This window comes from Acinetobacter sp. FY683 (assembly GCF_059515885.1).
Map to the genome: position 1 here is coordinate 51,262 of NZ_JCAKNA010000010.1, position 21,262 is coordinate 72,523.

The 21,262-nt window shown below is 34.0% G+C and carries 19 protein-coding genes and 3 pseudogenes; 10 read left to right on the plus strand and 12 right to left on the minus strand.

The genetic code is table 11. The features are described from left to right. Window positions 1-30: 30 nt before the first annotated feature. Window positions 31-369, minus strand: coding sequence for a P-II family nitrogen regulator (glnK, locus tag AC5YDH_RS07310; RefSeq protein ID WP_086174160.1), 339 nt, complete (start codon window positions 367-369; stop codon window positions 31-33). A gap of 275 nt (window positions 370-644) precedes the next feature. Between glnK and AC5YDH_RS07315 the strand changes: the two genes are divergently transcribed. The 3 genes and pseudogenes from AC5YDH_RS07315 to AC5YDH_RS07325 all read left to right on the plus strand — a co-directional run bounded on the left by AC5YDH_RS07315 (window position 645) and on the right by AC5YDH_RS07325 (window position 3,696). Further along, window positions 645-869, plus strand: coding sequence for an accessory factor UbiK family protein (locus AC5YDH_RS07315; RefSeq protein ID WP_496118127.1), 225 nt, complete (start codon window positions 645-647; stop codon window positions 867-869). A gap of 70 nt (window positions 870-939) precedes the next feature. Next, a pseudogene (locus AC5YDH_RS07320) lies at window positions 940-1,785 on the plus strand (YifB family Mg chelatase-like AAA ATPase); the annotation flags it as partial. Between the two features lie 117 nt (window positions 1,786-1,902). Then, window positions 1,903-3,696 (plus strand): hypothetical protein, encoded by a 1,794-nt coding sequence (locus AC5YDH_RS07325; RefSeq protein ID WP_496118129.1) that lies wholly within the window; start codon window positions 1,903-1,905, stop codon window positions 3,694-3,696. Between the two features lie 46 nt (window positions 3,697-3,742). On the opposite strand, the pseudogene arsC reads toward AC5YDH_RS07325, so the two are convergent. Further along, window positions 3,743-4,171: pseudogene (gene arsC / locus AC5YDH_RS07330) on the minus strand (arsenate reductase (glutaredoxin)). A gap of 81 nt (window positions 4,172-4,252) precedes the next feature. Between arsC and AC5YDH_RS07335 the strand changes: the two are divergent. Genes AC5YDH_RS07335 through arsH form a run of 4 tightly spaced genes read left to right on the plus strand, consistent with a single transcriptional unit; the run spans window position 4,253 to window position 6,809 of the window. Continuing rightward, a complete protein-coding gene (locus AC5YDH_RS07335) occupies window positions 4,253-4,576 on the plus strand; it encodes an ArsR/SmtB family transcription factor (protein ID WP_496118131.1) in 324 nt (107 codons plus the stop codon). 5 nt (window positions 4,577-4,581) lie between these two features. Next, entirely contained in the window at window positions 4,582-5,055 is a 474-nt protein-coding gene (locus AC5YDH_RS07340; RefSeq protein WP_496118133.1) for an arsenate reductase ArsC, read from the plus strand. Between the two features lie 4 nt (window positions 5,056-5,059). Continuing rightward, on the plus strand, window positions 5,060-6,091 hold the full coding sequence (gene arsB, locus AC5YDH_RS07345; RefSeq protein ID WP_496118135.1) for an ACR3 family arsenite efflux transporter: 1,032 nt from the start codon (window positions 5,060-5,062) through the stop codon (window positions 6,089-6,091). Window positions 6,092-6,104: 13 nt separating this feature from the next. Next, on the plus strand, window positions 6,105-6,809 hold the full coding sequence (gene arsH, locus AC5YDH_RS07350; protein ID WP_496118137.1) for an arsenical resistance protein ArsH: 705 nt from the start codon (window positions 6,105-6,107) through the stop codon (window positions 6,807-6,809). 44 nt (window positions 6,810-6,853) lie between these two features. Here the strand turns inward: arsH and AC5YDH_RS07355 are convergent, their stop codons facing one another. The 6 genes from AC5YDH_RS07355 to AC5YDH_RS07380 all read right to left on the minus strand — a co-directional run bounded on the left by AC5YDH_RS07355 (window position 6,854) and on the right by AC5YDH_RS07380 (window position 14,286). After that, window positions 6,854-8,107: a hypothetical protein gene (locus AC5YDH_RS07355; RefSeq protein ID WP_496118139.1), complete on the minus strand. Its 1,254-nt coding sequence runs from the start codon at window positions 8,105-8,107 to the stop codon at window positions 6,854-6,856. A gap of 89 nt (window positions 8,108-8,196) precedes the next feature. Then, complete coding sequence (locus tag AC5YDH_RS07360) at window positions 8,197-9,624, minus strand: transposase (RefSeq protein WP_496118141.1); 1,428 nt, start codon at window positions 9,622-9,624, stop codon at window positions 8,197-8,199. After that, window positions 9,611-10,720 carry a TniQ family protein gene (locus AC5YDH_RS07365; RefSeq protein WP_496118142.1) on the minus strand — a complete coding sequence of 370 codons (1,110 nt, stop codon included), beginning with the start codon at window positions 10,718-10,720 and terminating at the stop codon, window positions 9,611-9,613. Before AC5YDH_RS07365 ends, AC5YDH_RS07360 begins: the two co-directional genes overlap by 14 nt. 220 nt (window positions 10,721-10,940) lie before the next feature. Continuing rightward, window positions 10,941-11,657: a TniB family NTP-binding protein gene (locus AC5YDH_RS07370; protein ID WP_496118143.1), complete on the minus strand. Its 717-nt coding sequence runs from the start codon at window positions 11,655-11,657 to the stop codon at window positions 10,941-10,943. A 4-nt stretch (window positions 11,658-11,661) separates the two neighbouring features. Next, window positions 11,662-13,575 carry a TnsB C-terminal domain-containing protein gene (locus AC5YDH_RS07375; protein WP_496118145.1) on the minus strand — a complete coding sequence of 638 codons (1,914 nt, stop codon included), beginning with the start codon at window positions 13,573-13,575 and terminating at the stop codon, window positions 11,662-11,664. Further along, window positions 13,576-14,286, minus strand: coding sequence for a TnsA endonuclease N-terminal domain-containing protein (locus tag AC5YDH_RS07380; RefSeq protein ID WP_496118147.1), 711 nt, complete (start codon window positions 14,284-14,286; stop codon window positions 13,576-13,578). A gap of 155 nt (window positions 14,287-14,441) precedes the next feature. Between AC5YDH_RS07380 and AC5YDH_RS07385 the strand changes: the two are divergent. After that, a pseudogene (locus tag AC5YDH_RS07385) lies at window positions 14,442-15,095 on the plus strand (ATP-binding protein); the annotation flags it as partial. Window positions 15,096-15,143: 48 nt separating this feature from the next. Here the strand turns inward: AC5YDH_RS07385 and AC5YDH_RS07390 are convergent. Further along, window positions 15,144-15,923, minus strand: a complete 780-nt coding sequence (locus tag AC5YDH_RS07390; RefSeq protein WP_496118149.1) for a TorF family putative porin — start codon at window positions 15,921-15,923, stop codon at window positions 15,144-15,146. 580 nt (window positions 15,924-16,503) lie between these two features. Here AC5YDH_RS07390 and AC5YDH_RS07395 point away from each other — a divergent pair. After that, window positions 16,504-17,835, plus strand: a complete 1,332-nt coding sequence (locus AC5YDH_RS07395) for an OprD family outer membrane porin (RefSeq protein ID WP_496118151.1) — start codon at window positions 16,504-16,506, stop codon at window positions 17,833-17,835. A 95-nt stretch (window positions 17,836-17,930) separates the two neighbouring features. Here the strand turns inward: AC5YDH_RS07395 and ppa are convergent, their stop codons facing one another. Together ppa and AC5YDH_RS07405 are read right to left on the minus strand one after the other, a co-directional pair. After that, window positions 17,931-18,467 carry an inorganic diphosphatase gene (gene ppa / locus AC5YDH_RS07400; protein ID WP_496118153.1) on the minus strand — a complete coding sequence of 179 codons (537 nt, stop codon included), beginning with the start codon at window positions 18,465-18,467 and terminating at the stop codon, window positions 17,931-17,933. Window positions 18,468-18,589: 122 nt separating this feature from the next. Next, window positions 18,590-18,991, minus strand: coding sequence for an MAPEG family protein (locus AC5YDH_RS07405; protein ID WP_496118155.1), 402 nt, complete (start codon window positions 18,989-18,991; stop codon window positions 18,590-18,592). Between the two features lie 111 nt (window positions 18,992-19,102). On the opposite strand from AC5YDH_RS07405, the gene AC5YDH_RS07410 reads away from it, so the two are divergent. Then, window positions 19,103-19,483 carry a hypothetical protein gene (locus AC5YDH_RS07410; protein ID WP_496118157.1) on the plus strand — a complete coding sequence of 127 codons (381 nt, stop codon included), beginning with the start codon at window positions 19,103-19,105 and terminating at the stop codon, window positions 19,481-19,483. A gap of 38 nt (window positions 19,484-19,521) precedes the next feature. On the opposite strand, the gene AC5YDH_RS07415 is transcribed toward AC5YDH_RS07410, so the two are convergent. Beyond that, the gene (locus AC5YDH_RS07415; RefSeq protein WP_496118159.1) at window positions 19,522-21,198 is read right to left on the minus strand and encodes an AMP-binding protein; all 1,677 of its coding nucleotides are present in this window, start codon (window positions 21,196-21,198) and stop codon (window positions 19,522-19,524) included. Window positions 21,199-21,262 lie beyond the last annotated feature (64 nt).

Consider the following 21,262-nt stretch of genomic DNA (forward strand, 5'->3'; position numbering starts at 1 on the left):
TAGGTACTCAGCAAACTTCGTGCCAAACTCTTAAACGGCATCAGCACCTGTTTCACCTGTACGAATACGGATGACTTGCTCTAAATTAGTTACGAAAATTTTACCGTCACCAATTTTCCCTGTACTTGCAACGCGAGTAATAGATTCAATCACTGAATCAACCATTTCATCACTAATTGCAATTTCAATTTTTACTTTAGGTAAAAAATCAACGACATATTCAGCGCCACGATACAATTCGGTATGACCTTTTTGACGACCAAAACCTTTGACTTCAGTTACAGTGATCCCTTGAACACCAATATCTGACAATGCTTCACGCACGTCATCAAGTTTAAAGGGTTTTACAATTGCAGTTACTAGCTTCATGTTTGTTTTCCTTCGGCTTGTTTCACCAGTAAGGTTTTATGTTCAAATTTCATGCCAAAATTTTTAAGGTCGGGGGAAAATAAAAATTTAAGCATGTTTTATCGTTTTTACATTCTATACCTATAATCATTTTTATACGCTAGTAAATCCGTATTTTTCCTAGAAGAATTACGATGTTCATCATTGAATAAAACCATCTTGTACCGAAATGCTATGGTCTAGATTTAAGTCATGTTATACACTGCTGATACAACTCTCCTTCTTAGAGAAAACAAATGATAGAAACGCTATTACAAGCAATTTTGGAACAGATTGATCTACCGAAAAAAGATATCGAACACAATTTACGTGCACTATTAAATGAAGCTGTAACAAAAATGGATTTAGTTTCACAAGATGAAATTGAACGTCAAAAAACAGCACTAAATAATGCCAACATTCGTTTGGAAGAACTTCTAAAACATGTCGAAACTCTAGAAAATCAATTAAAGAATAAATAATAAGCACCAAGTTTGTGCATAAAAACATCAAAATATATAAAAAATAACGCACTACAATGGATCACAATAAATGTCGTTTGCAAAAATTTATACTCGGGGGCTACTTGGCCTCCATTCCCCTTCTATTGAGGTCGAAGTCCATATCAGCCAAGGCCTCCCTTCACTGACCATTGTTGGCTTACCTGAAGCAGCAGTAAGAGAAAGTAAAGACCGTGTTCGTTCTGCAATTATTAATAGCGGTTTTCAATTTCCAACAAAGCGTTTAACAATTAATCTAGCACCAGCAGACTTACCTAAAGATGGTTCTCGTTTAGACCTCCCTATTGCTTTAGGGATTTTAATTGCATCTGGACAATTATCTGAGCAAAGTACAAATGATTTTGAATTTATCGGAGAACTTGCTTTAGATGGGCAACTTAGACCGATTACAGGTACCCTCAGTATTGCGATTGCTTGTCAGCAAGCTAATCACAAGCTCATTTTACCTACACAAAATGCACAAGAAGCTTCTCAACTTCCTAATTTTGAAGCTTTTGCAGCAGATCATTTAAAACAAGTTTGTGATCATTTAAATCACTCACACGCTTTAACAGCATTTGAAAATAAGCAACATATCCAAACCAATAAATCTAAATACGATTTATCTGATATTAAAGGTCAATTACGGCCAAGACGTGCTTTAGAAATTGCGGCAGCTGGTGGCCATTCATTATTATTCAAAAGCCCACCGGGAACTGGAAAAACCTTATTGGCTTCGCGCTTAGCAAGTATTTTACCGCCATTAAACACCCAGGAAAGCCTAGAAGTCGCAAGTATTTATTCTGTTGCAAATACTGCACATGATTTTGGTCAACGCCCTTTTCGAGCGCCTCACCACACGGCATCTGCAGTTGCACTTGTGGGTGGCGGTTGTCATTTACAAAAATAAAAGCTAGTTTATAAAAATAGAAGCTAGTCAAATACACAAAAATAGATTACTAATAACTCATATTTTTCTTATTTTATAATAACCTTTATTAAGGTGTATTCTAATATGACCTCTATTGACTCATTCCCTAATGACGAGATCGAACGAGTTGTTTATTTATATAGCTGCTTAAAGTTAAATACGAGTTCTGAATCTGACAATATATTAATTGAAGTTCTACTCGTTGAGCTTGATGTATCAAACCCTAATCGTTTAAAAATATCTAATAACTCATACAACAAACATGATGTTACCTTTCGAGATTTGGATACTGTACAAATCGGTTCAATATGGAAAGGACGAACACTAATCGAGGGGAAAAAATTTAACTTTAATCATTGCTTGAAAACTGTTGATTTTGATTTTGACTTTTCCATTACTAATCCAAAAATTATTAGATTTGATGACAAAATCCCTGATTCGGAAGAATACTACTTATATAACGAAAAAATATTCATTCCTAAAAATGAACATAACAGTAATGTACCTTTTAAATTTTATCCTTTTTTAATGAGTAAATACTGTATTCTAAAATCGAATGATAATATCGAAGTGCTTATAAACTGTATCCATACATTACATGCATTTTATATCCCCGCAAGAAAGGATATTAGAGGTCATCTCATCAACGAAAATTATAGTTTTTCACATATTGTAAATTTATTCTTAGAAAAATATGAAATTCAACACAGTGAAGATGGTGATAAATTAGTAGTTGTAATGAAAAAAAATATAGTCAAAACTATTGGAAAAGAAGCGATTACTCTATTAGCTAATCTAGCACTAAATAAAAAAACTCAAGAAAAGGTGCAAAACATTCGTAATTCGTTAAATGACATAAGATTAGATAAAAATGGAAAGCCCTATCCAACACGATTTCCTAGTGTAATTCCTCCACATTCAACAAAAATGAGTATTACAGCAGAAGGTATTTGGATCGAAGATGAAAAAAGATTTTTAATTACAAATATACCTAGAGTTACACCTATTGTCGATTATCCTATAGTAGCTCATGCACCTATGACTGAAACGAAGGAAAAGGCTGAAACCATTGATGATGAAAAAATCCATCGACAAGGTCGAAGCAATAAAAATCGTAACAACACACGAATCAGCACACAAAAAGACCCATCTCACAATAGAGGCGAAAATAAAAAGCAAACTAACATTTATGTAGATTTCAGTGATTTTGATATTGAGATCATCGAAGAAGTAGTCGAAACAGAATCAACAACTCAGTACATTGAAAACAAAGATAAAAATGATAAAAATAATGAGGAATCATCAGGAAATCGTCATGGTAATAAAAGCGATAAACCTCGAAAATCTGAAAATTCAGAAAAAAAATCTAATAAATCAGATATAGATGATCTTTCTCTTATATTTAGCAGCTTAAAAAAAATGGAGGATCAACAAACTAATAAATTAACCAAAGTATCTTGCATCAATCAAATAGGAAATATTTCAGATATCTTTTCACTTTTACAGATAAAGCCTATTGTAAAATCTCCAATTCATAACAATTGGATCAACCATGAAATAGGAAGATCATTAATGCTGTTAAAGCTAGAATTAATAGACTTTCACGATCATATATATCTAATTGATATCAATAAAAATAATAAAAATGAAAAATTTTGCTTTTTTCTTTTTACCACTAAGGAAGAACTAAACGTAAAAAATATAAAATTGATTGTTGAAGCAATTGAAGCGAAAAAAGGGACAAAAAAATGGTTTGAAGTTTGCACGGTAAACTTCAATCAAAAAAGAGCATTGAATCACATGCACACAGTTCAAGCTGATTGGATTAATGGATTTAATAAAACATTAAATAAGTTACTGAAAGACAATAAGTTATAATATATTTAAGTTTAAATAAAAGAGGTTATTCCCCCTTTTTTTCTATTTATTTAACTCTCTGTAAATTCTTATCAATAATTACTTCACCATCCTCTTTATTAAATGGCTTAAGTTGTGGTGAAGTTAATAAATCTAAAACGATTTCAGATGGTCTGCATAACTTCACACCCAAATCTGTTACTACAAATGGGCGATTAATCAATATTGGATATTCAAGCATGTAGTTTAGCAATTAACTATCTCTAAAAGCTGATTGCTCTAATTTCAACCTTTCGTAAGGTTCTACATTTTTGCGAATTGCTTCTCTTACAGTCAATCCAGATTGCTCTATTAAATCAATTAATTCTGCTTTATTTGGTGGTGTAATCAGGTACTCAATTACCTCAGGCTCTTGCCCTGTATTACGGATCAATGCCAAGGTATTTCTTGAAGTTCCACAAGCAGGATTATGGTAAATCTTAATTTTTTGCAACATGAGATCGTTCATTTAAAAAGATATTGTATTTATATATGGATATGCGTATATTCGCAATAGTAAATATACTGAGTAATAAAAATGGATCAAACAGATTTCTTTAAATGTCTCTCTGACCCGACTCGTTTAGATATTTTGAAGCTTGTAATTGCAAAGCAAAATGTATGTGTTTGTGAGCTTACAGAGCAATTAGAACTTAGCCAACCTAAGATTTCTCGACACTTAGCGTTGCTTAGAAATCTTTCAATTTTGCTTGATCAAAGGCAAGGACAATGGGTGTATTACCGCTTAAATCCTAATCTTCCTGAGTGGGCGAAATCAGTTTTAAGCATCATTTCAAATCAAAATGACGAAATGATTAAAACCAATCCTATTAATTCAACTCTTTCAATTCATTGCGAGTAATTTTCATGAAATTCTTATTTTTATGCACAGGAAATAGTTGTCGTAGCATTCTTTCAGAAGTGTTATTTAATAGCCGTGCGCCTAAAGGTTGGCAAGCTTATAGTGCAGGGAGTAAACCTACAGGCAAAGTTCATCCTTTAACGATTAAAACACTGGAAAATTTAGGTCTATCTACTGAAAATTTATCGAGTAAAACTGTAGATGACTGTGAACAATTTCAACCTGAAGTCGTGATTACAGTTTGTGATCAAGCCGCTCAGGAAGCATGTCCACTTTACTTAGGTAGTGCAATTAAAGCCCATTGGGGGCTTGCTGACCCATCTCATTTAGAAGTTCCCGAAGAAGAAAAGCTGAAAGCCTTTTTAGGCACTGTAGATCACATCAATAAACGATTAGATGCTTTATTTGCTTTGGACGTTAATAATCTTACACGACCTGAGTTAATCGCTGAAATCAATAAAATTTCAAATATCGAGTAAGCTCATGGCTTCAAAACTTTCGTTCTTAGATCGTAACCTTACGCTGTGGATTTTTATCGCTATGGCGCTAGGCGTAGGAATTGGCGTATTTTTCCCTCAAGCATCTGCAACTTTGGAAATGCTAAGTGTTGATTCAGTCAATATACCTATTGCGATAGGGCTTATTTTAATGATGTACCCACCACTTGCCAAAGTGGACTATGCGACTTTGCCACAAGTATTCAAAGATAAACGTACTCTTACATTGTCTTTAGTACAAAATTGGTTAATTGCACCATGTTTAATGTTTGGATTGGCAATCATCTTTTTGCACTCCTATCCTGAATACATGACAGGACTCATCTTAATAGGGTTGGCACGATGTATTGCTATGGTTTTGGTATGGAATGGATTGGCATGTGGTGACAACCAATATGTTGCTGCCCTAGTCGCCTTTAACAGCATTTTCCAAATTTTGTTTTTCAGTACCTATGCATGGTTATTTTTGACCTATTTACCACCTTTTTTTGGGGTAGAAGCTCAGGTTATTAATGTGAACTTTTGGACAATCACCCATGCTGTTTTGGTCTATTTGGGTATTCCTTTTCTACTTGGTTTTCTGACACGACTCATTTTGGTCAAACAAAAAGGTTTAGATTGGTATCAATCTAAGTTCCTTCCCAAGATCAGTCCAATTAGCCTTATTGCACTCTTATTTACGATTGTAGCCATGTTCAGTCTAAAAGGTGGAGAAGTAGTAAACCTACCGTTAGATGTGCTTAGAATCGCAATTCCATTGACGATTTACTTTGTCTTAATGTTCTTCATTAGTTTCTTCATGAGTAAATGGATGGGGAATGACTATCCTAAGACCACTGCCATTTCATTTACAGCAGCAGGCAATAACTTTGAATTGGCACTTGCCGTTGCTATTGCAACATTTGGACTTGCTTCACCTGTCGCATTTACAACGGTAATTGGTCCTTTGGTCGAAGTCCCTGTTCTGATCGGTTTGGTCAGTGTGTCGTTATGGTTAAAAAAGAAATATTTTTTATGAGGAACAATACTCAATGAGTCTTCCAAATATAGATTTAAACCTTCTTGAAAATCCAACATTTGAAAAAATCCAAGCTAAAGAGATTGATCATGCACCACGAATTTTGCTTCTTTATGGTTCAAATCGAGAGCGTTCTTTCAGTCGGCTAGCTGTTCAAGAAGCAGGTCGAATTTTGGAACATTTTGGTGCAGAAGTTAGAATCTTTCATCCTCAAGGATTACCATTACCCGAAGATGCTGAAACAAATCACCCTAAAGTTAAGGAACTTCATGAACTATTAGCTTGGTCAGAAGGTATGGTATGGTGTTCACCTGAACGTCATGGCTCAATGAGTTCTATTTTTAAGTCTCAAATTGATTGGATTCCATTAGCAGCAGGTGCAATCCGTGCAACACAAGGAAAAACACTTGCTGTCATGCAAGTATGTGGCGGTTCTCAGTCATTTAATACCGTGAATCAGCTCCGTATCCTTGGTCGTTGGATGCGTATGATCACTATTCCAAATCAATCATCTATACCAAAGGCATTTTTAGAATTTGACGAAAATGACCGAATGAAACCATCTTCTTATTACACTCGTATTGTTGATGTAATGGAAGAATTGTATAAATTTACACTTCTTACTAGAGGGCAATCAGCATATTTAACTGATCGCTACTCTGAACGTGTAGAAAGTGCGGAAGAACTATCAAAACGTGTAAACCAAAAATCTATATAAATTTAAAAATCGGGTGCATAGTAATACTTGTACCCGATCTTCTATTATTCACTAGGTTTTTCAGCTTCTTTTTTCTTAATTAAGTCCCATATTGAAAAATCAGGCTTAGCTTTATCAGAATGGTTTGCAGGATTTACTTTAAATGCTTCAAGGTTGATTTCTAATAGTTTGACTTTAAGCTCCTCTGATCCAGTTACACCTAATTTTTCAAGCTCTTGAATTTCTGTTTTATATCGTTCATAAGACTTTGCTAAAGCTTCTTTATGGGAATATTCTTGCTCTAATCTTGAAAAACGATTTAAGTTTATATTTGCTATAGTTGCTATCCAAATTAAAGGCGCATTGATCAATAACTTAAACAATAAAGCCTCCCAACTCATATCTAAAAAATCGTCTTTATCAAAAAGGCATAAATTAAGAAAAAAAATAATAGCAACAACCACAACAAAAATAATAATGCTATATTTCTGTCCTTCTTTAGCTTCTTGACCTTTAACTACAAAGCCCCCTGCAAGACCTGCTTCACTAGATAACCCGATGACTGATTTTGCTCTTTCCTCTACATTTTTTAAGTTTTCTAATCGATTTTCTAAATCTTTATTTAAAGCTGTGATATTTTTATCTTCATTACCATATATTTTGTCATAAAAATTCTGAACTCTTGCTAACTGAAAATTAATTTGCTCATTTTTACTTTTATCATCAGGGTTATCAGAAATAAATAAATCATCATAGTATGAAACTAACTCATTAATTTTTCTTTCGTATTCTCTAACTTTCGTTTCATCATTATCATTTAATTCATCAAATAATTTGTCATATTGATCTGAAATTTTACCGATTTGATAGTTTATTCGATCAATTTTAGAAGTATCCTCACCATTTCGATCAAATAACTGTGTGTAAGTTTCGTGTATTTTTTCAGATTCACTCTCTAGAACATTTAAATTATCCTCGTTGGTTATCTCTAACAACCGTGAATAAATAGATTCACCATTTTCATTATTTGCGATAACCAATTGAAGTTCTTCAATACTCGCTAGTGATTCATCCAATTTGATTTTAAGTTGAGATAAATCATTCGTCTTAGCAATTAAATCTTGTTGGTGAGCTTTTATCTTATCCAACTCACTTTGTAAAAGTGAACTAACAGTATGCCGATGATCGGTTAAATCTCTTAAGTCAGACCTCAAAGAATACGTGGATGATAAATAATCATTTAAAGCCCTAAGTTGTGCTAATCCCTCTCGTAATCTCTTTTCATCACTCTCTTTTAAACCAATTAGCTTTAAGCTCATATTCTTCTTCTATATTAATGCCTTAACAGCATATTAAGCTAAATATGATATGGAATCATGAAAACTTTATTTCTTTTTTAAAAAATGGATCAATGTTTTTTGGGCAACCAATAATCTTGATTATTAAATGAAATATTATAGCCATCCTTGCTTTCAACAATCATTTCTATTTTGATCTTCAATGCATCCTGATAGCTCATCTTATGAAAAAACTGTAAGCCTTTTTTCACCCATGCCAAGACATCAAAATCATTATCGTGACTTATCATAGAAATCAATTCATTTTCTAATTTATGCTTACTTGCTTCTTTAACGAACTGAGAGTTCTTTAGAGAAAGATAATCAATATTCGTATTATATTGATTATTTAAAAAATTAATAAATCCAGTTAGTGCAGCGGCTTGACCCGAATATTTACTCAAATAAGCTTTTATTTTTTCCAAATTTGGCAGAATTTTATGATCCTGAATAGAGAGCATCAGCGCAACAGCAGGTTTGATTGCGAGCCTTACAGAACGAATGGATGTTTTACCTTGATACCGTTTTTCGTCTAGTTTTTGCTTATAAGCACATACAACATCAAAAGCTAATGAAGGCTGAGGTAATTGTTCAATCAACCTATTCGCTTGATCTATTTCAGAGCATTCATTTTTATTCATAGATGAAATTTTTACGCCATGTATTTGATCAAGCCACTGCACCACTAATTCAAACTTTCTAAGCCCACTTGCCCTTAAAATTTGTAATAGTTGGTCTGCATTAGGAATTTCATCAGTCCATAACACCTCTGTTTTAATGAAAAAATGAGTATGTTTATTTAAATAAAGAGCAGCTTGATGCTCTCCGACTGATTCAGCTAACCAATACACATAGTTTTCATACTGTTTTTTTAAAAAGACGGACTCAAACAGATGAATATTTTGATCAAACTTCACCCATAAATTTTTACGCCAATAACAATGATCACATAAATCAGCGCATCCCGCAGAGATGAGAGTTTTGCATTCAAGGCAGGGTTTATTAGGTTGAGTTCTGCATTTTTTACAGAGTTTCTTTCCACTTTGATCCAATTCTAACAAACGATATTTATGACATGATGGACATGTTTCATAATCCCTTGTTGAACATTTAGGGCAAACTCTTAGATCATCATTAAAGCGTGAAATTTTCGATAATTTTTGCGATTGGACATTGCATCTCTCACATCGTTCAATCTCTCTAAAATATACAGAACAGCTATTACAAACGACTCCATACTCAGTAAGCTTACCTATCGGTTTATTCAGCATATTACATCGAATACAAGGTTTCTTTTTTATGCACTCATTACATATTGCTTGATCATCATTTTTTGGCAACCGAGCTGATAACCCACATTCAGGACAAAGGCATTTTTTAAAAATCCGAGCATAACAAGTGGAACAATATTTTTGACCTTTGTACCTTTTCTTTATTTGAACGACTGATTTTTCACACCCATTACATATTTGCTCAATCTCAACCTTAATCAAGCTCATCACTCCGATATTTTTTTGATTTCCTTAATAATTTAAGCCACTTACGTTGCACAGTCTTTTTTGATTTTGGTTGTACATTATCAAAGCTATCACGTTTTAAAGCATAAACTCTTACAGGTTGGAGCATGGCAGACTTCATGAGTTGAAGCTGTAAAGGTAATTTTTTTCGCTTATCCCAAAAATTTGAACTACTAATCCCGTATTCATGAGAACGACTAATTATCAGCTCACAAGGAATTTTCATGATTTCATTCAATAGAGAAAGTATAACTCTACGTTCATTTGTATTTAAATATTCAAAAGCTATAGGAGTTAATGGAGATAATGGAGATAATGTATTCAAACTTAAACCAAAGCTTTCAAACATTTCAATCAGTTGAATATTATTAGTATCAACTAAATACCTGATTTCACTTATCCATGCTCGGGCAATATCAAACCATTCAATAGCTGAAATATTTTGATTGTTATATAAACCAAAACCCTTTTTTAAAACGCTATCTGCATTTTTTTGAAAATCTAAAATTCGAATATCAATCATTTGCGGTCGATATTTAATAAGCCCATACCTACATGAAGAACATACAGCTAATGACCCATGCTCTAAATCTATTTTAAATGGCTGAATAACCACTCCACAATCAGGACAATGATCTATTAAGTTTATTTGATGTTTTTCACAAGCAGTATGCCACCCCATTCGCCACATTAACCGTAAATACGCTAACGTCCCATCACTTTTAAAACATTGAGTACATACTTGTCGCCCTGAAAAATTTGATCGACTGCGCTGACCTAAACTTAAAATCCATGCATTGTTTGAACTCTTTATAAGATAAGGAGCTACATTACTTAGCATTGTTTGTAAAATTTTTTGTCTATCTTCAAAAGAATGTGAAAATAATAATTCAAGCCTATCACCAGTCACTCCTCGATCTAGATCAATCGTTAATGCTCTCCATTTATTCCACAATGCTTCTGCAAGGAGCAACGGGGAACAACCCATATCTAAGGCTGAACGAATCAGCCATGAAGATAGCACCTCACCATCTTCGATTGGTGTATGAATAAACCAGTTTTGAGCATAAGTAGGCATGTATACCTCGAATGATGCTAAATAGAATTAAGTTGAATATGGCGAATATTACGAGCACCTTCTGTTGGCTTAAGCCACCTAAATTTTTTAACAATTTCCAAGGTTATTTCTTCTTTACCTGTCAAGATTGCATCTTTTGCACATTCAACCAATAAACGATTTAAATCACCTAGATTTCCACCTGAAATTTCATAAAGTAAGGTCGCTATTTCTTGTGATCCTAAGTTTGATTTTTTTTCAGAGGGAGTAATCGAACATAGCTTAAAAGTAATCTTAAAAAATTTTCATCCAACTTCCATAAAGGTAAATCTAAAACTTCAAATCGACTCGCATATTGAGCATCTGTATGAAGAATCAGTGATGCATCACGAGTTCCCACACCAATGATGTTAAGGCTGAGTTCATTACTCAGTGTTTTAAGTGTATTCATCACTTCTTGAAGTTGTCTCGCACTTCCACTTAAACAATTGTGCAGCTCATCAATAATTAACATTTTTGTTTCATATTTACGCATCAGATGAACTGCTTGATTTCTCAATTTACTCTCAGGATCAGTTGCACGAAATGGAACAAAAAAATGCTCTAAAATATTAATATATAAATCTTTTACATTCGCTTTGGCAGGAGCTTGAATTGGAATGACGGGTTTGGTTAATGACATAAGTTGCATGTCCATATCATCAACTCTATTTGTATAGTGTTCCTTGGCAAATTCATGAATAATTGTAGTTTTACCCATGTTTGAATCACCTACAATTAAAAGGCATTCAGGTCTTAATTTTCTTGGGCGATTCAAAATATCAGTCAGCATATTCAAAACTGTAATCGCTTTCTGATACCCAATCCACCGATCTTCATAGAGCATGTTAATTCGCTCAGCATCACTAAGAACTATAGTTTCAAGAACATGTTCAGCAAGGTAATCATATTGCTTCATGGTTTTACCTCAAATCTTCAAAAGCTGTTAGATTTTGATCCCATAAGCTGTTCTGAGACTTTGGAGCATCTTTACTTGTATGGGAGGCTGAATTACTTTTATTTTCATGGTGAATTTCAGCAACCATTTTCCCATTCTCTTTCCTTCTTTGATTCATTCGGCGTTGCTTTTTAGTCAAAGTCACGGCTTGATCTACTTTTTCACGAAGATAAATTATTGCTTTGTAGATAGCATCTTGATCAACAGTATCTAATCGCTCACTCTTAAGATATGCTTGAACTTGCCTATATTCATGTAAGCCAATTGTTGGAATCTCACGTTTTGCTGTAGGCACTTTAAAGTATGTATTGGTATTCGGTTCATAAAACCAAATCATTGAAATATCACGTGGATCTCTTTTAAAAATAAACTTTCTTTTACGCCTTTTATCACTGTCAGTTGGATCAATTGCATTGATCCAAGGTCTTAAACAATCAGCAAAATAAAAGAGTTTATCCTTTTTCACACCTGTTCTTTGAATGGTTGATTCAAATTCAGGAGCAAAATCTAAAAAAAGCGTTGCTTCATCAGAAACTCTTTCTTTTAAACCTGTACCAACTCTAAATTTTGTTCCCCAAATACCTTCATCCCACATTTGTTGCGGAGGTACTTCAAGTATTGAATGCTTACTTTTATGGTATACATTAACAATCCAATATACGATGTAATGTTCCAACTCACGGAATGTTAAACACGCATTTTTAGCTGAATCATACGTTCCTTTTTCAAAAATGTTAGATTTAGTCGTCCCTTCTAAGACATGCATTTCAAGGTTTAAGATACCTAATAGACGTTCAATATGCCCACCATACTTTGCACCGCCAATAGGTCGATATTCCCAATTAATGTCATATTTTAGACATGCTTTATGCAAATGATTTGTTCTAAAATCAGAACCATTATCGGAATGGACTGAATCCATAATACCTTCAATATCCCACTCACCATCTATATCTAATTCAAGCAATTTTCTCTTTTTTGACAATATTGCCGATGAGATACACATAGCAACTGATGTCGCACTTGGAGCTTCTAAAGAAAGGTAATAACCAACAATCATTCTACTAAAAACATCAATTGCTAAAGTTAAATATGCCTTACCTATGGTTTCTCGATATTGCTCATCAACGATTTCTATATCTAATGGAGTGTGATCAATCTGTACATAAGCTAATGGATAATCAGCATTTGGGAATGTACCCGCAGAAGCTTCATATTTATCTCTTGCAGCCTTTTTTCCATATCTTGCCTTAGTCACCTCATAGGCATTAAGTGCTTCTATCCTATAGCGAATCGTATTGTCATGAGGGGGTTCTATTCCTCTCTTGAAACATTCAAGTCTAACTTCCAAAATTGTTTTCGCAATACTTGGCTTTAAGCTTGTTAAATATTTAGTATGAATAGCCTGTCGAATGATATTGTCTAACTCTGGTGACAACCTTGTTTTTTCTGTTGTCCAACCACGCTTCTTAGGAACTAAAGCTAAAATAGACTTGTTTTCTCTATATGCCTTAAGCCATTTCCACACAGTATTAACATGAAGATTATGCTCATTCGCAGTTTTCTTAACCGCTTCAACTGTGGAATAGTCAATAAGTTCCTTAATAATTTCATAATGATTTAAAGCGATTTGCCATAATTCAGCAGAAATATCCTCACCTTGATTAAGCCTAGAATTTAAATCATTATCCTCATTTAAAACAGACAATTCACTTATACTTACTTGAATGCTTCGTGCGGATTCCAAATTCGAAATCACAACTTCTTTCGCACTTAGGATATTGATAATTTTATATTTTTCATCTTTATAACCGACAATAGAATTTGGCTTAATAACTAGGCGATTTCTATCAATCTTTACTAATTCATCTTGTATCATTTAAATGACTCCTTGTGCTCTAGAACCATCGTTTACCCAAATAACAGTTTCAGCAGTAAAAGGAGCATATAGATCGCAAACAAGTATATTTTTTGAAACTAAAGCCCAAATTTGGTGAATAGCCTTTAATACATTTTTTTGATCTTTAAAAATATAAGCAGGTAATTGATTAACAGTTGAATGACCTAATTTTGATAATGTTTCAACTAATACTTGCTGATCAACCTCGTCAATATGGGAACGCCTAAATCTTTTTAGAAAATTAATATTTTCCCAATATTGATCATACAAACGAGACTCATCGATAATTTTAAATCTCCAACCTTTCTCAGAAGCTAAAGCATAAGCAGCCTTAAATTTTGGTCTAAGGTTTTCCCAATCTTCTTTTAATTTTTTTCTAGGTTTAATTTCGATTAATAATGGTGCAGGAAATGAATCAACATCATCATAAACCGCACTTGAAAATTGCACCAAATAATCAGGGGTATATGTCGATTCATTTCCTAAATCAGTTATATATGGAACAGAAATAGGCTGTTCAACTACATCAATAACATTGCTGTTAAATTCTTGCTTAAAAAGAAAATCACGCTCCAAGGTGGATTCGAACCATATCGTTTTTTCTCCCCTAAAAGAGTAATACCCTGAAATACTCCCATAAACAGTTTGAGGTTTTCTAACAGGGCTATATTCATCACTTATTCTTTTCATACTTGTCCTCACAAATAATCAACTAGCCCTTATTATTGTAATTTTGCATTCTACTAGCTCCTATTATTGTAAAAACTAGCTTTTATTTCTGTACAAAACAACATGCAAGTAGCTGAATTCATATCATGCCACTAGCTTCTATTATTGTAAATGACAGCGGTTCACATCCTAAACCAGGTGAAATTACACTATCTCATTTAGGTGTTTTATTTTTAGATGAATTACCTGAATTTGACCGAAAAGTTTTAGAGGTTTTAAGACAACCTTTAGAAGCAAAAGAAATTGTCATTTCTAGAGCATCTAGACAAATCACATTTCCAGCAAACTTCCAATTAATAACAGCAATGAATCCCTGCCCATGTGGCTATGCATTTAATCAAGATGTTCGTTGCCAATGTTCAGCAGAGACAATTAAACGATATCAAAATAGAATTTCAGGACCTTTATTAGACCGTATTGACTTACATATTGATGTACCACCTCTTCAAGCATCTGAATTACAAGATACAAAACCTGTTGAAAACTCAGATACAGTCCGCCTTCGCGTAATTGCAGCTTATAACTTTCAGATCGAAAGGCAAAATTGCCTCAATATGGCGCTTAGTCCAAAACAATTAGAACAATATGCAAGTTTAGACACTCAGGCACTTAACATTATAGAAATTGCTCAACAGCGATTAAATTTATCTGCTCGTGCTTATCATCGGGTTTTACGTGTTGCACGTACCATTGCAGACTTAGCACAAAGTGAACATATCCAAAGTAGCCATTTAACAGAAGCACTGTCTTATAGAAATACTCAGGCATAAAAAAGCCCGCTTTTTTGCAGGCTTTTTTCTTTACTTGAAATCTAAAACTTAGAAAGATTTAGTTAAAGTAAATACTGCACCTGTTTCATTAAGGCGCTTCTCGGCTTTATCTAACCCAGTTTTGCTAATATCCGTACCTATAGCTGCAAGTTCTGCAGTAAATCCATCGATAGATTTAAAGTCATACGTTACGCCAATTTTCCAATCGGTGTAATGATTCTTTCCATTAAATCCACCATTATATTCAACATAATCTTTTACCTTTGTATAACCTACATTCGCATTTGCACCGAATCCAGTATCAGCAAATGGTACAGCATAGCCTAATGAGAAATACCAAGCATCTTTATCCGATTTAACGTAGCTATTTGTATAATTGATCGTAGCATTAAAGCCATCACCTTCAGCAATTAAGCCTGATAATCCTGCACGAGCATAATATTCAGTAAATGCATAATCTTTTGTATGGCTAGGATAGCCATAACGCCACACACCAACATCAATCCAAGGTGCATAACTTACATTTTCAAATGTATAGCTATAGCCTAAATATGGATCCAACTCAAAATTTGGTGCATCATTTCCAAAATCTACATTAGATCCCCATACACCAGCATAAAAACCACTGCTATGTGCTAAATGCAAACCCACTTGAATTGCAGGATCATTTTGAGTTTGTGTCATACCACGAAAACGATAATCTGATGTAATCGCTGCTGAGCCACTAAACTCTAAACCTAATGGCAATTTTGAACTTTCATCTGCAAATGTAGCACCAGATGCAGTTGCAACGAAAGCTAGACTTAATGCTTTTAAAGTGAATTTCATTGTGTATCCCCTGATATCGTTAGAACGATTCTTTTTTGATTAATTTGAAAACTCACAAAGAAGTTAGCAATTGCTGTGCCAATTTAAAAAAAAGAAAACAACATCAAGGAAAATTGATACCAATAAAGAGATCACAATATAAATGACGTTGATTCACACGATACAAGTAGCTAAAGCGCTATAGGAAAAAATTAATTGCCAGCAACTCCCTCACCATAAAAACGCATTAAAAGTAAACAAATTTATATTAAAGTATTTACATTTTTATGAATTTGCACAAAAATAAGCCACACATAAGTTAAGATAAAATAACAATATTTAGACAAAATCTCCTTTTCTATATATTTTTTTTATGATCTTAGTTTATTTTTTTATACCCAAAGTGCCTATAAGTCATATATATTATGGCAAGTTAACTGCATTCTTAATCAAATTAAATGCATGTTTCTATAGGCAAATATATAAACCTCATTGGAAGAGTGTTTAACCTTAATTAATTAGGATTAATTATAAGCATCTTTTAAATGTGATTTATATCCATCACCCATTCACTATTATTTTGTATAGAGGCTCTCTCCCAATGCAAAAAACACAAAAATTATTACTTGCTACTTTAATTCAAGCAGCACTTGTTTCAACAGCTTTTGCCAGCGAACAAAGCGAATCTAAAGGTCTTATTGAAGATGCTGAAGGTTCTGTTTTATTCCGTACTGGTTTTATCGATCGCGATAAAAAAAGTGGTGCAGAAGATAATAGATCAGCAGCTCAAACAGCGATCGTAAAACTAGAAACAGGTTTTACACAAGGTACTGTAGGTATTGGTGCAGGTGTTATTGGTGACTGGTCATTTAAATTAGGTAGAAATGATCACTCTGGCAACAACATGATTCCACGTGATGCTAATGGCAATCCTCACGACCAATGGACTCGTGGCGGTGGTTTCGTAAAAGCTCGTGTTTCAAATACTACTGTAACTTATGGTACACAAGTTTTAGATATTCCTGTTTTTGCAAGTAATACAGCACGTTTAGTTCCTGAATACTTCACTGGTACATTAATTTCTAGCAATGAAATTAAAGATTTAAATGTAATCGCTGGTAAATTCACTAAAAACCAAATGTCAGATCAAATCTCTACAGATGGTAATGATTTAAAAAGTGCTTATGTTTGGGGTGCTAAATATAAATTTAATGATGCATTCACTGCTTCATATTACGGCTTAGATAATAAAGATCGCCTAGACCGTCATTATATTAATACAAACTACAAACAAGCATTAGCAAACGATAGCTCACTTACTTATGACTTCAGTGGTTACTATACAAAGTTTGATAAACAAGATAATGCTAATTTATATTCATATATTGGCTCTGCTGACAACTCATATAACAATAAAATTTGGGCACTATCAGCAACATATGCAACAGGCCCACACAGTGTAATGCTTGCATATCAACAAAATGATGGCAATGTTGGTTATGATTATGGTGACCATGCATCTGGTTTCCAAAGTATTTATCTACCAAACTCATACCTTTCTGACTTCAATGGTCTTAAAGAAAAATCTGCACAGATTCAATATAATCTAGACTTCAGTCAATTTGGTGTACCTGGCTTAGCATGGACTTCTGCATTTGTATATGGTTGGAACATTCATGCCAATACACCTTCTTATGCAACAGCTGGGGATAAGAACACGCCTGTTGTCAGTCGTGAACTAACTACTAGTAATGCTAAAGAACGTGAATTCTTTAACCAAGTGAAATATACTGTTCAGTCTGGTTTTGCTAAAGATGCAAGCCTACGTTTACGTTATTCACACTATCGTGCAGATACTGCTTATGAAAATATGTATATGCCTGACACTAACGAATGGCGTATCTTCCTTGATATTCCTGTGAAATTATTCTAATTCACACGATATTCAAGATAATAAAAAAACCTGCACATTGTGCAGGTTTTTTTATGGCTAAATTTTTAAAATAAAAAGCTTAAACCATCAAACAATTACTTGTTTGCTTCTTCATAAGCAGCAATTGAGCTTAGAACTTCTTGTTTTGCAACTTCAGAACCTTCCCAACCACTTAATTTAACCCACTTACCTGCTTCTAAATCTTTGTAATGAGCAAAGAAGTGTTCAACTTGTTTGATCAATAATTCAGGAAGGTCTGTATATTCTTGAACATCTTTGTAAATTGGAGTTAGTTTATCATGTGGAACTGCGATTAATTTCGCATCTACACCACCGTCATCTTCCATATTCAATTTACCTACAGGACGGCAACGAATTACAGAACCTGGCTCAACTGGATGTGGAGTCACAACTAATACGTCTAGCGGATCACCATCCAAAGATAATGTATTTGGAACATAACCATAGTTTGCTGGGTAGAACATTGCTGTACCCATGAAACGGTCTACGAATAATGCATCAGAATCTTTATCAATTTCGTATTTAATTGGTGCTGCATTTGCAGGAATTTCAATAATTACATAGATGTCATTTGGTGCATCTTTACCCGCAGGGATATTGCTGTAGCTCATAGCATTACTCTTTAACAAGTTAAATCTTTTTTAATCAAGAACGATTATAACCGTTTTCTCAATTAAATTTTCCGTCGATTATACATCTGCTCTGGAAAAATACATATTTTCAGCTCTGCTATTCATCCAGTAATGCGAATGACCAATAAAAGCAATGCAATAGGACAAAGTAATGCAAGTACCCAAAAAATAGAGCGTAGAGTTGCCCAATTAATTAAATAACAGATGCCATAAAATACTCTAAAAATAATATAAGCAATACCAAAAGTCATTATGACTACTTGTGGCACAACCATATATTCTGCCAATAAGATAGCTGCGAGAAATAATGGTAAAGTTTCATAACTATTTTGTTGTACTGCATTTGCGCGTGCAGCCAAACCAGTCGTTTTTGCTAAAAATACTCTAGGCTCTTGATTATCTTGCGCTTTAAAACCACCAACTTTTTTAGCAATGATTGCAAAAACATAGGGTAAAAGACATGCAATCAAAATTAGATAAACAATTCCACTTATACTTTGCATGAAGGCAATTCTCATGGAGATTTTATTGTCATATCATAGCATGGCATTTCATGGATAATTTTCGTTTAATGTCATGTTTTATCAATTTTAATTGTTTTAAGGATCCACTTTATGGTGAAGCCAGATCAAGAAGAAATGTTTAATGTCCTTGAAATGCAACGTGAGAATCAACTTAAAGTAGATCGTGCTTTTAAAATTGTGATTCCAGTTGTTGCATTTTTACTATGTGTTATTTGCGCCAACTTTAATATTTGGTCTACTGTTTTTACATTCGTTATTTTATGGATTTCATTTTACGCAGTTTCTGTTAAGCGTATGTCACTCGGTTTATGGGTTGCAATTCTATGTGTATATTGCCTCATTGATAACGTGCTGAGTTATGGTGCATTTAAAAACCCAAGTTTCTTGCGCCAATTTGGCACCATGTTTATTTTTCTTGGCATCTTTGGTGTAGGTCGCCCCTATATCGATAGATGGTTTTTAAAGAAATAAAAAAAAGCGCCATAAGGCGCTTTTTTTTATTTCATGACTTATGCAGGCTTACGTAAATCTTTACGTAAAATTTTACCTACGTTCGATTTTGGTAATTCATCCATGAATTCAACATAACGTGGGCGCTTATAGCCTGTTAAGTTTTCTTTCGCAAATGCTAAAATTTCTTCAGTTGTTAAAGATTGATCTTTTTTCACAACGAATAATTTTGGAATTTCACCTGATTTTTCATCTGGCACACCAATAACTGCAACTTCCAACACTTTTGGATGCTGAGCAACAACTTCTTCAATTTCTGAAGGATATACATTAAAGCCAGAGACTAAAATCATATCTTTTTTACGGTCAACAATTTTAACGAAACCTTGTGGATTCATTACACCAATATCACCCGTACGGAAGAAACCATTCGTCATGACTTTTTCAGTTTCATCAGGACGGTTCCAATAGCCCTTCATAACTTGTGGACCACGAATTGAAATTTCACCTTGTTCACCAAGAGGAACTTCATTGCCATCATCATCTAAAATAGCAACTTCAGTAAGTGGTAATGGAATACCAATTGAACCACTAAATTCCATAGATGCAGGTGGATTTGCTGTTGCTACAGGTGAAGTTTCAGATAAACCGTAACCTTCGATAATATTTGTACCTGTTACTTTTTTCCACGCTTCAGCAGTCGATGGCAATACAGCCATACCACCACCCATCGCCATCTTCATTTTACTGTGGTCAAGTTGTTTAAATTCTTCGTTATTTACAAGTGCATTAAACAATGTATTTACCGCAGGGAAGAATGTTGGTTGATACTTACGAAGCTCTTTAATGACAGCAGGTAGATCACGCGGGTTTGGAATAAGTACGTTTGCTTGACCTTTGTACATACCATAAAGCGCACATACCATAAATGCAAAAATGTGATACAGCGGTAAAGCACAGAAGATACGATCATCTGGTTGACCATCTTGCTTACCAAATTTACTTTGGAAAATACCATCACACTGCAACATATTCGCAACCAAGTTGCGATGTGTTAACTCTGCACCTTTAGATACACCTGTAGTACCGCCTGTGTATTGAAGTACTGCAGTATCACTTAAAGTAAGATTCGGGCGTTTGTAGTTGCTTGCACTTACTTTAGACATTGCTGCATTAAAGCGTACATGACCCGGAATATCCCATGCAGGAACTTGTTTACGAACAGAACGTAAAACAAAGTTTACAATGGTACCTTTCAGCGTACCAAGCAAGTCACCCACAGATGCAACAACCACATGTTTAACTGGAGTCTTACCTAATATCTTTTGATATACAGCTGCAAAGTTCTCAATAATTACTAAAGCTTCTGAACCAGAGTCATTTAATTGATGCTCTAATTCACGCGAAGTATAAAGTGGATTCACATTTACAAGTACTAAACCTGCACGGAAAACACCTAAAGCCACGATAGGATATTGAAGAACGTTAGGCATCATTACAGCAACACGTGCACCTTTAGCCAATCCTAAACTTTGTAAATATGTCGCAAATTTACGACTTTCTTCGTCTAATTGACCAAAAGTTAGAACTTTATCCATGAAGATAAAGGCATCACGTGCGGCAAACTTTTGAAAGTTGCGCTCAAAAACATCATTTAGAGATGTATTTTCTGCTGGAAGTTCAACAGTCTCTGGAATGCCTGTTTTTTGGTATTCACTAAACCAAATTTTTTCCATAACGTTCAATACTCCTACCTATAATCCTTAATTTTTAAACTGTTTCTTTTCAGTACAAGCTCAT

What these genes read in the sequence shown, in the direction of transcription:
- AC5YDH_RS07410 (WP_496118157.1), top strand. Translation starts at nt 19,103, where the DNA reads ATGGTGAAGCCAGATCAAGAAGAAATGTTTAATGTCCTTGAAATGCAA.
- AC5YDH_RS07325 (WP_496118129.1), top strand. Translation starts at nt 1,903, where the DNA reads ATGACCTCTATTGACTCATTCCCTAATGACGAGATCGAACGAGTTGTT.
- AC5YDH_RS07340 (WP_496118133.1), top strand. Translation starts at nt 4,582, where the DNA reads ATGAAATTCTTATTTTTATGCACAGGAAATAGTTGTCGTAGCATTCTT.
- AC5YDH_RS07370 (WP_496118143.1), bottom strand. Translation starts at nt 11,657, where the DNA reads ATGAAGCAATATGATTACCTTGCTGAACATGTTCTTGAAACTATAGTT.
- AC5YDH_RS07360 (WP_496118141.1), bottom strand. Translation starts at nt 9,624, where the DNA reads ATGAGCTTGATTAAGGTTGAGATTGAGCAAATATGTAATGGGTGTGAA.
- AC5YDH_RS07355 (WP_496118139.1), bottom strand. Translation starts at nt 8,107, where the DNA reads ATGAGCTTAAAGCTAATTGGTTTAAAAGAGAGTGATGAAAAGAGATTA.
- arsH (WP_496118137.1), top strand. Translation starts at nt 6,105, where the DNA reads ATGAGTCTTCCAAATATAGATTTAAACCTTCTTGAAAATCCAACATTT.
- AC5YDH_RS07390 (WP_496118149.1), bottom strand. Translation starts at nt 15,923, where the DNA reads ATGAAATTCACTTTAAAAGCATTAAGTCTAGCTTTCGTTGCAACTGCA.
- AC5YDH_RS07335 (WP_496118131.1), top strand. Translation starts at nt 4,253, where the DNA reads ATGGATCAAACAGATTTCTTTAAATGTCTCTCTGACCCGACTCGTTTA.
- arsB (WP_496118135.1), top strand. Translation starts at nt 5,060, where the DNA reads ATGGCTTCAAAACTTTCGTTCTTAGATCGTAACCTTACGCTGTGGATT.
- AC5YDH_RS07415 (WP_496118159.1), bottom strand. Translation starts at nt 21,198, where the DNA reads ATGGAAAAAATTTGGTTTAGTGAATACCAAAAAACAGGCATTCCAGAG.
- AC5YDH_RS07405 (WP_496118155.1), bottom strand. Translation starts at nt 18,991, where the DNA reads ATGCAAAGTATAAGTGGAATTGTTTATCTAATTTTGATTGCATGTCTT.
- ppa (WP_496118153.1), bottom strand. Translation starts at nt 18,467, where the DNA reads ATGAGCTACAGCAATATCCCTGCGGGTAAAGATGCACCAAATGACATC.
- AC5YDH_RS07380 (WP_496118147.1), bottom strand. Translation starts at nt 14,286, where the DNA reads ATGAAAAGAATAAGTGATGAATATAGCCCTGTTAGAAAACCTCAAACT.
- AC5YDH_RS07395 (WP_496118151.1), top strand. Translation starts at nt 16,504, where the DNA reads ATGCAAAAAACACAAAAATTATTACTTGCTACTTTAATTCAAGCAGCA.
- glnK (WP_086174160.1), bottom strand. Translation starts at nt 369, where the DNA reads ATGAAGCTAGTAACTGCAATTGTAAAACCCTTTAAACTTGATGACGTG.
- AC5YDH_RS07365 (WP_496118142.1), bottom strand. Translation starts at nt 10,720, where the DNA reads ATGCCTACTTATGCTCAAAACTGGTTTATTCATACACCAATCGAAGAT.
- AC5YDH_RS07375 (WP_496118145.1), bottom strand. Translation starts at nt 13,575, where the DNA reads ATGATACAAGATGAATTAGTAAAGATTGATAGAAATCGCCTAGTTATT.
- AC5YDH_RS07315 (WP_496118127.1), top strand. Translation starts at nt 645, where the DNA reads ATGATAGAAACGCTATTACAAGCAATTTTGGAACAGATTGATCTACCG.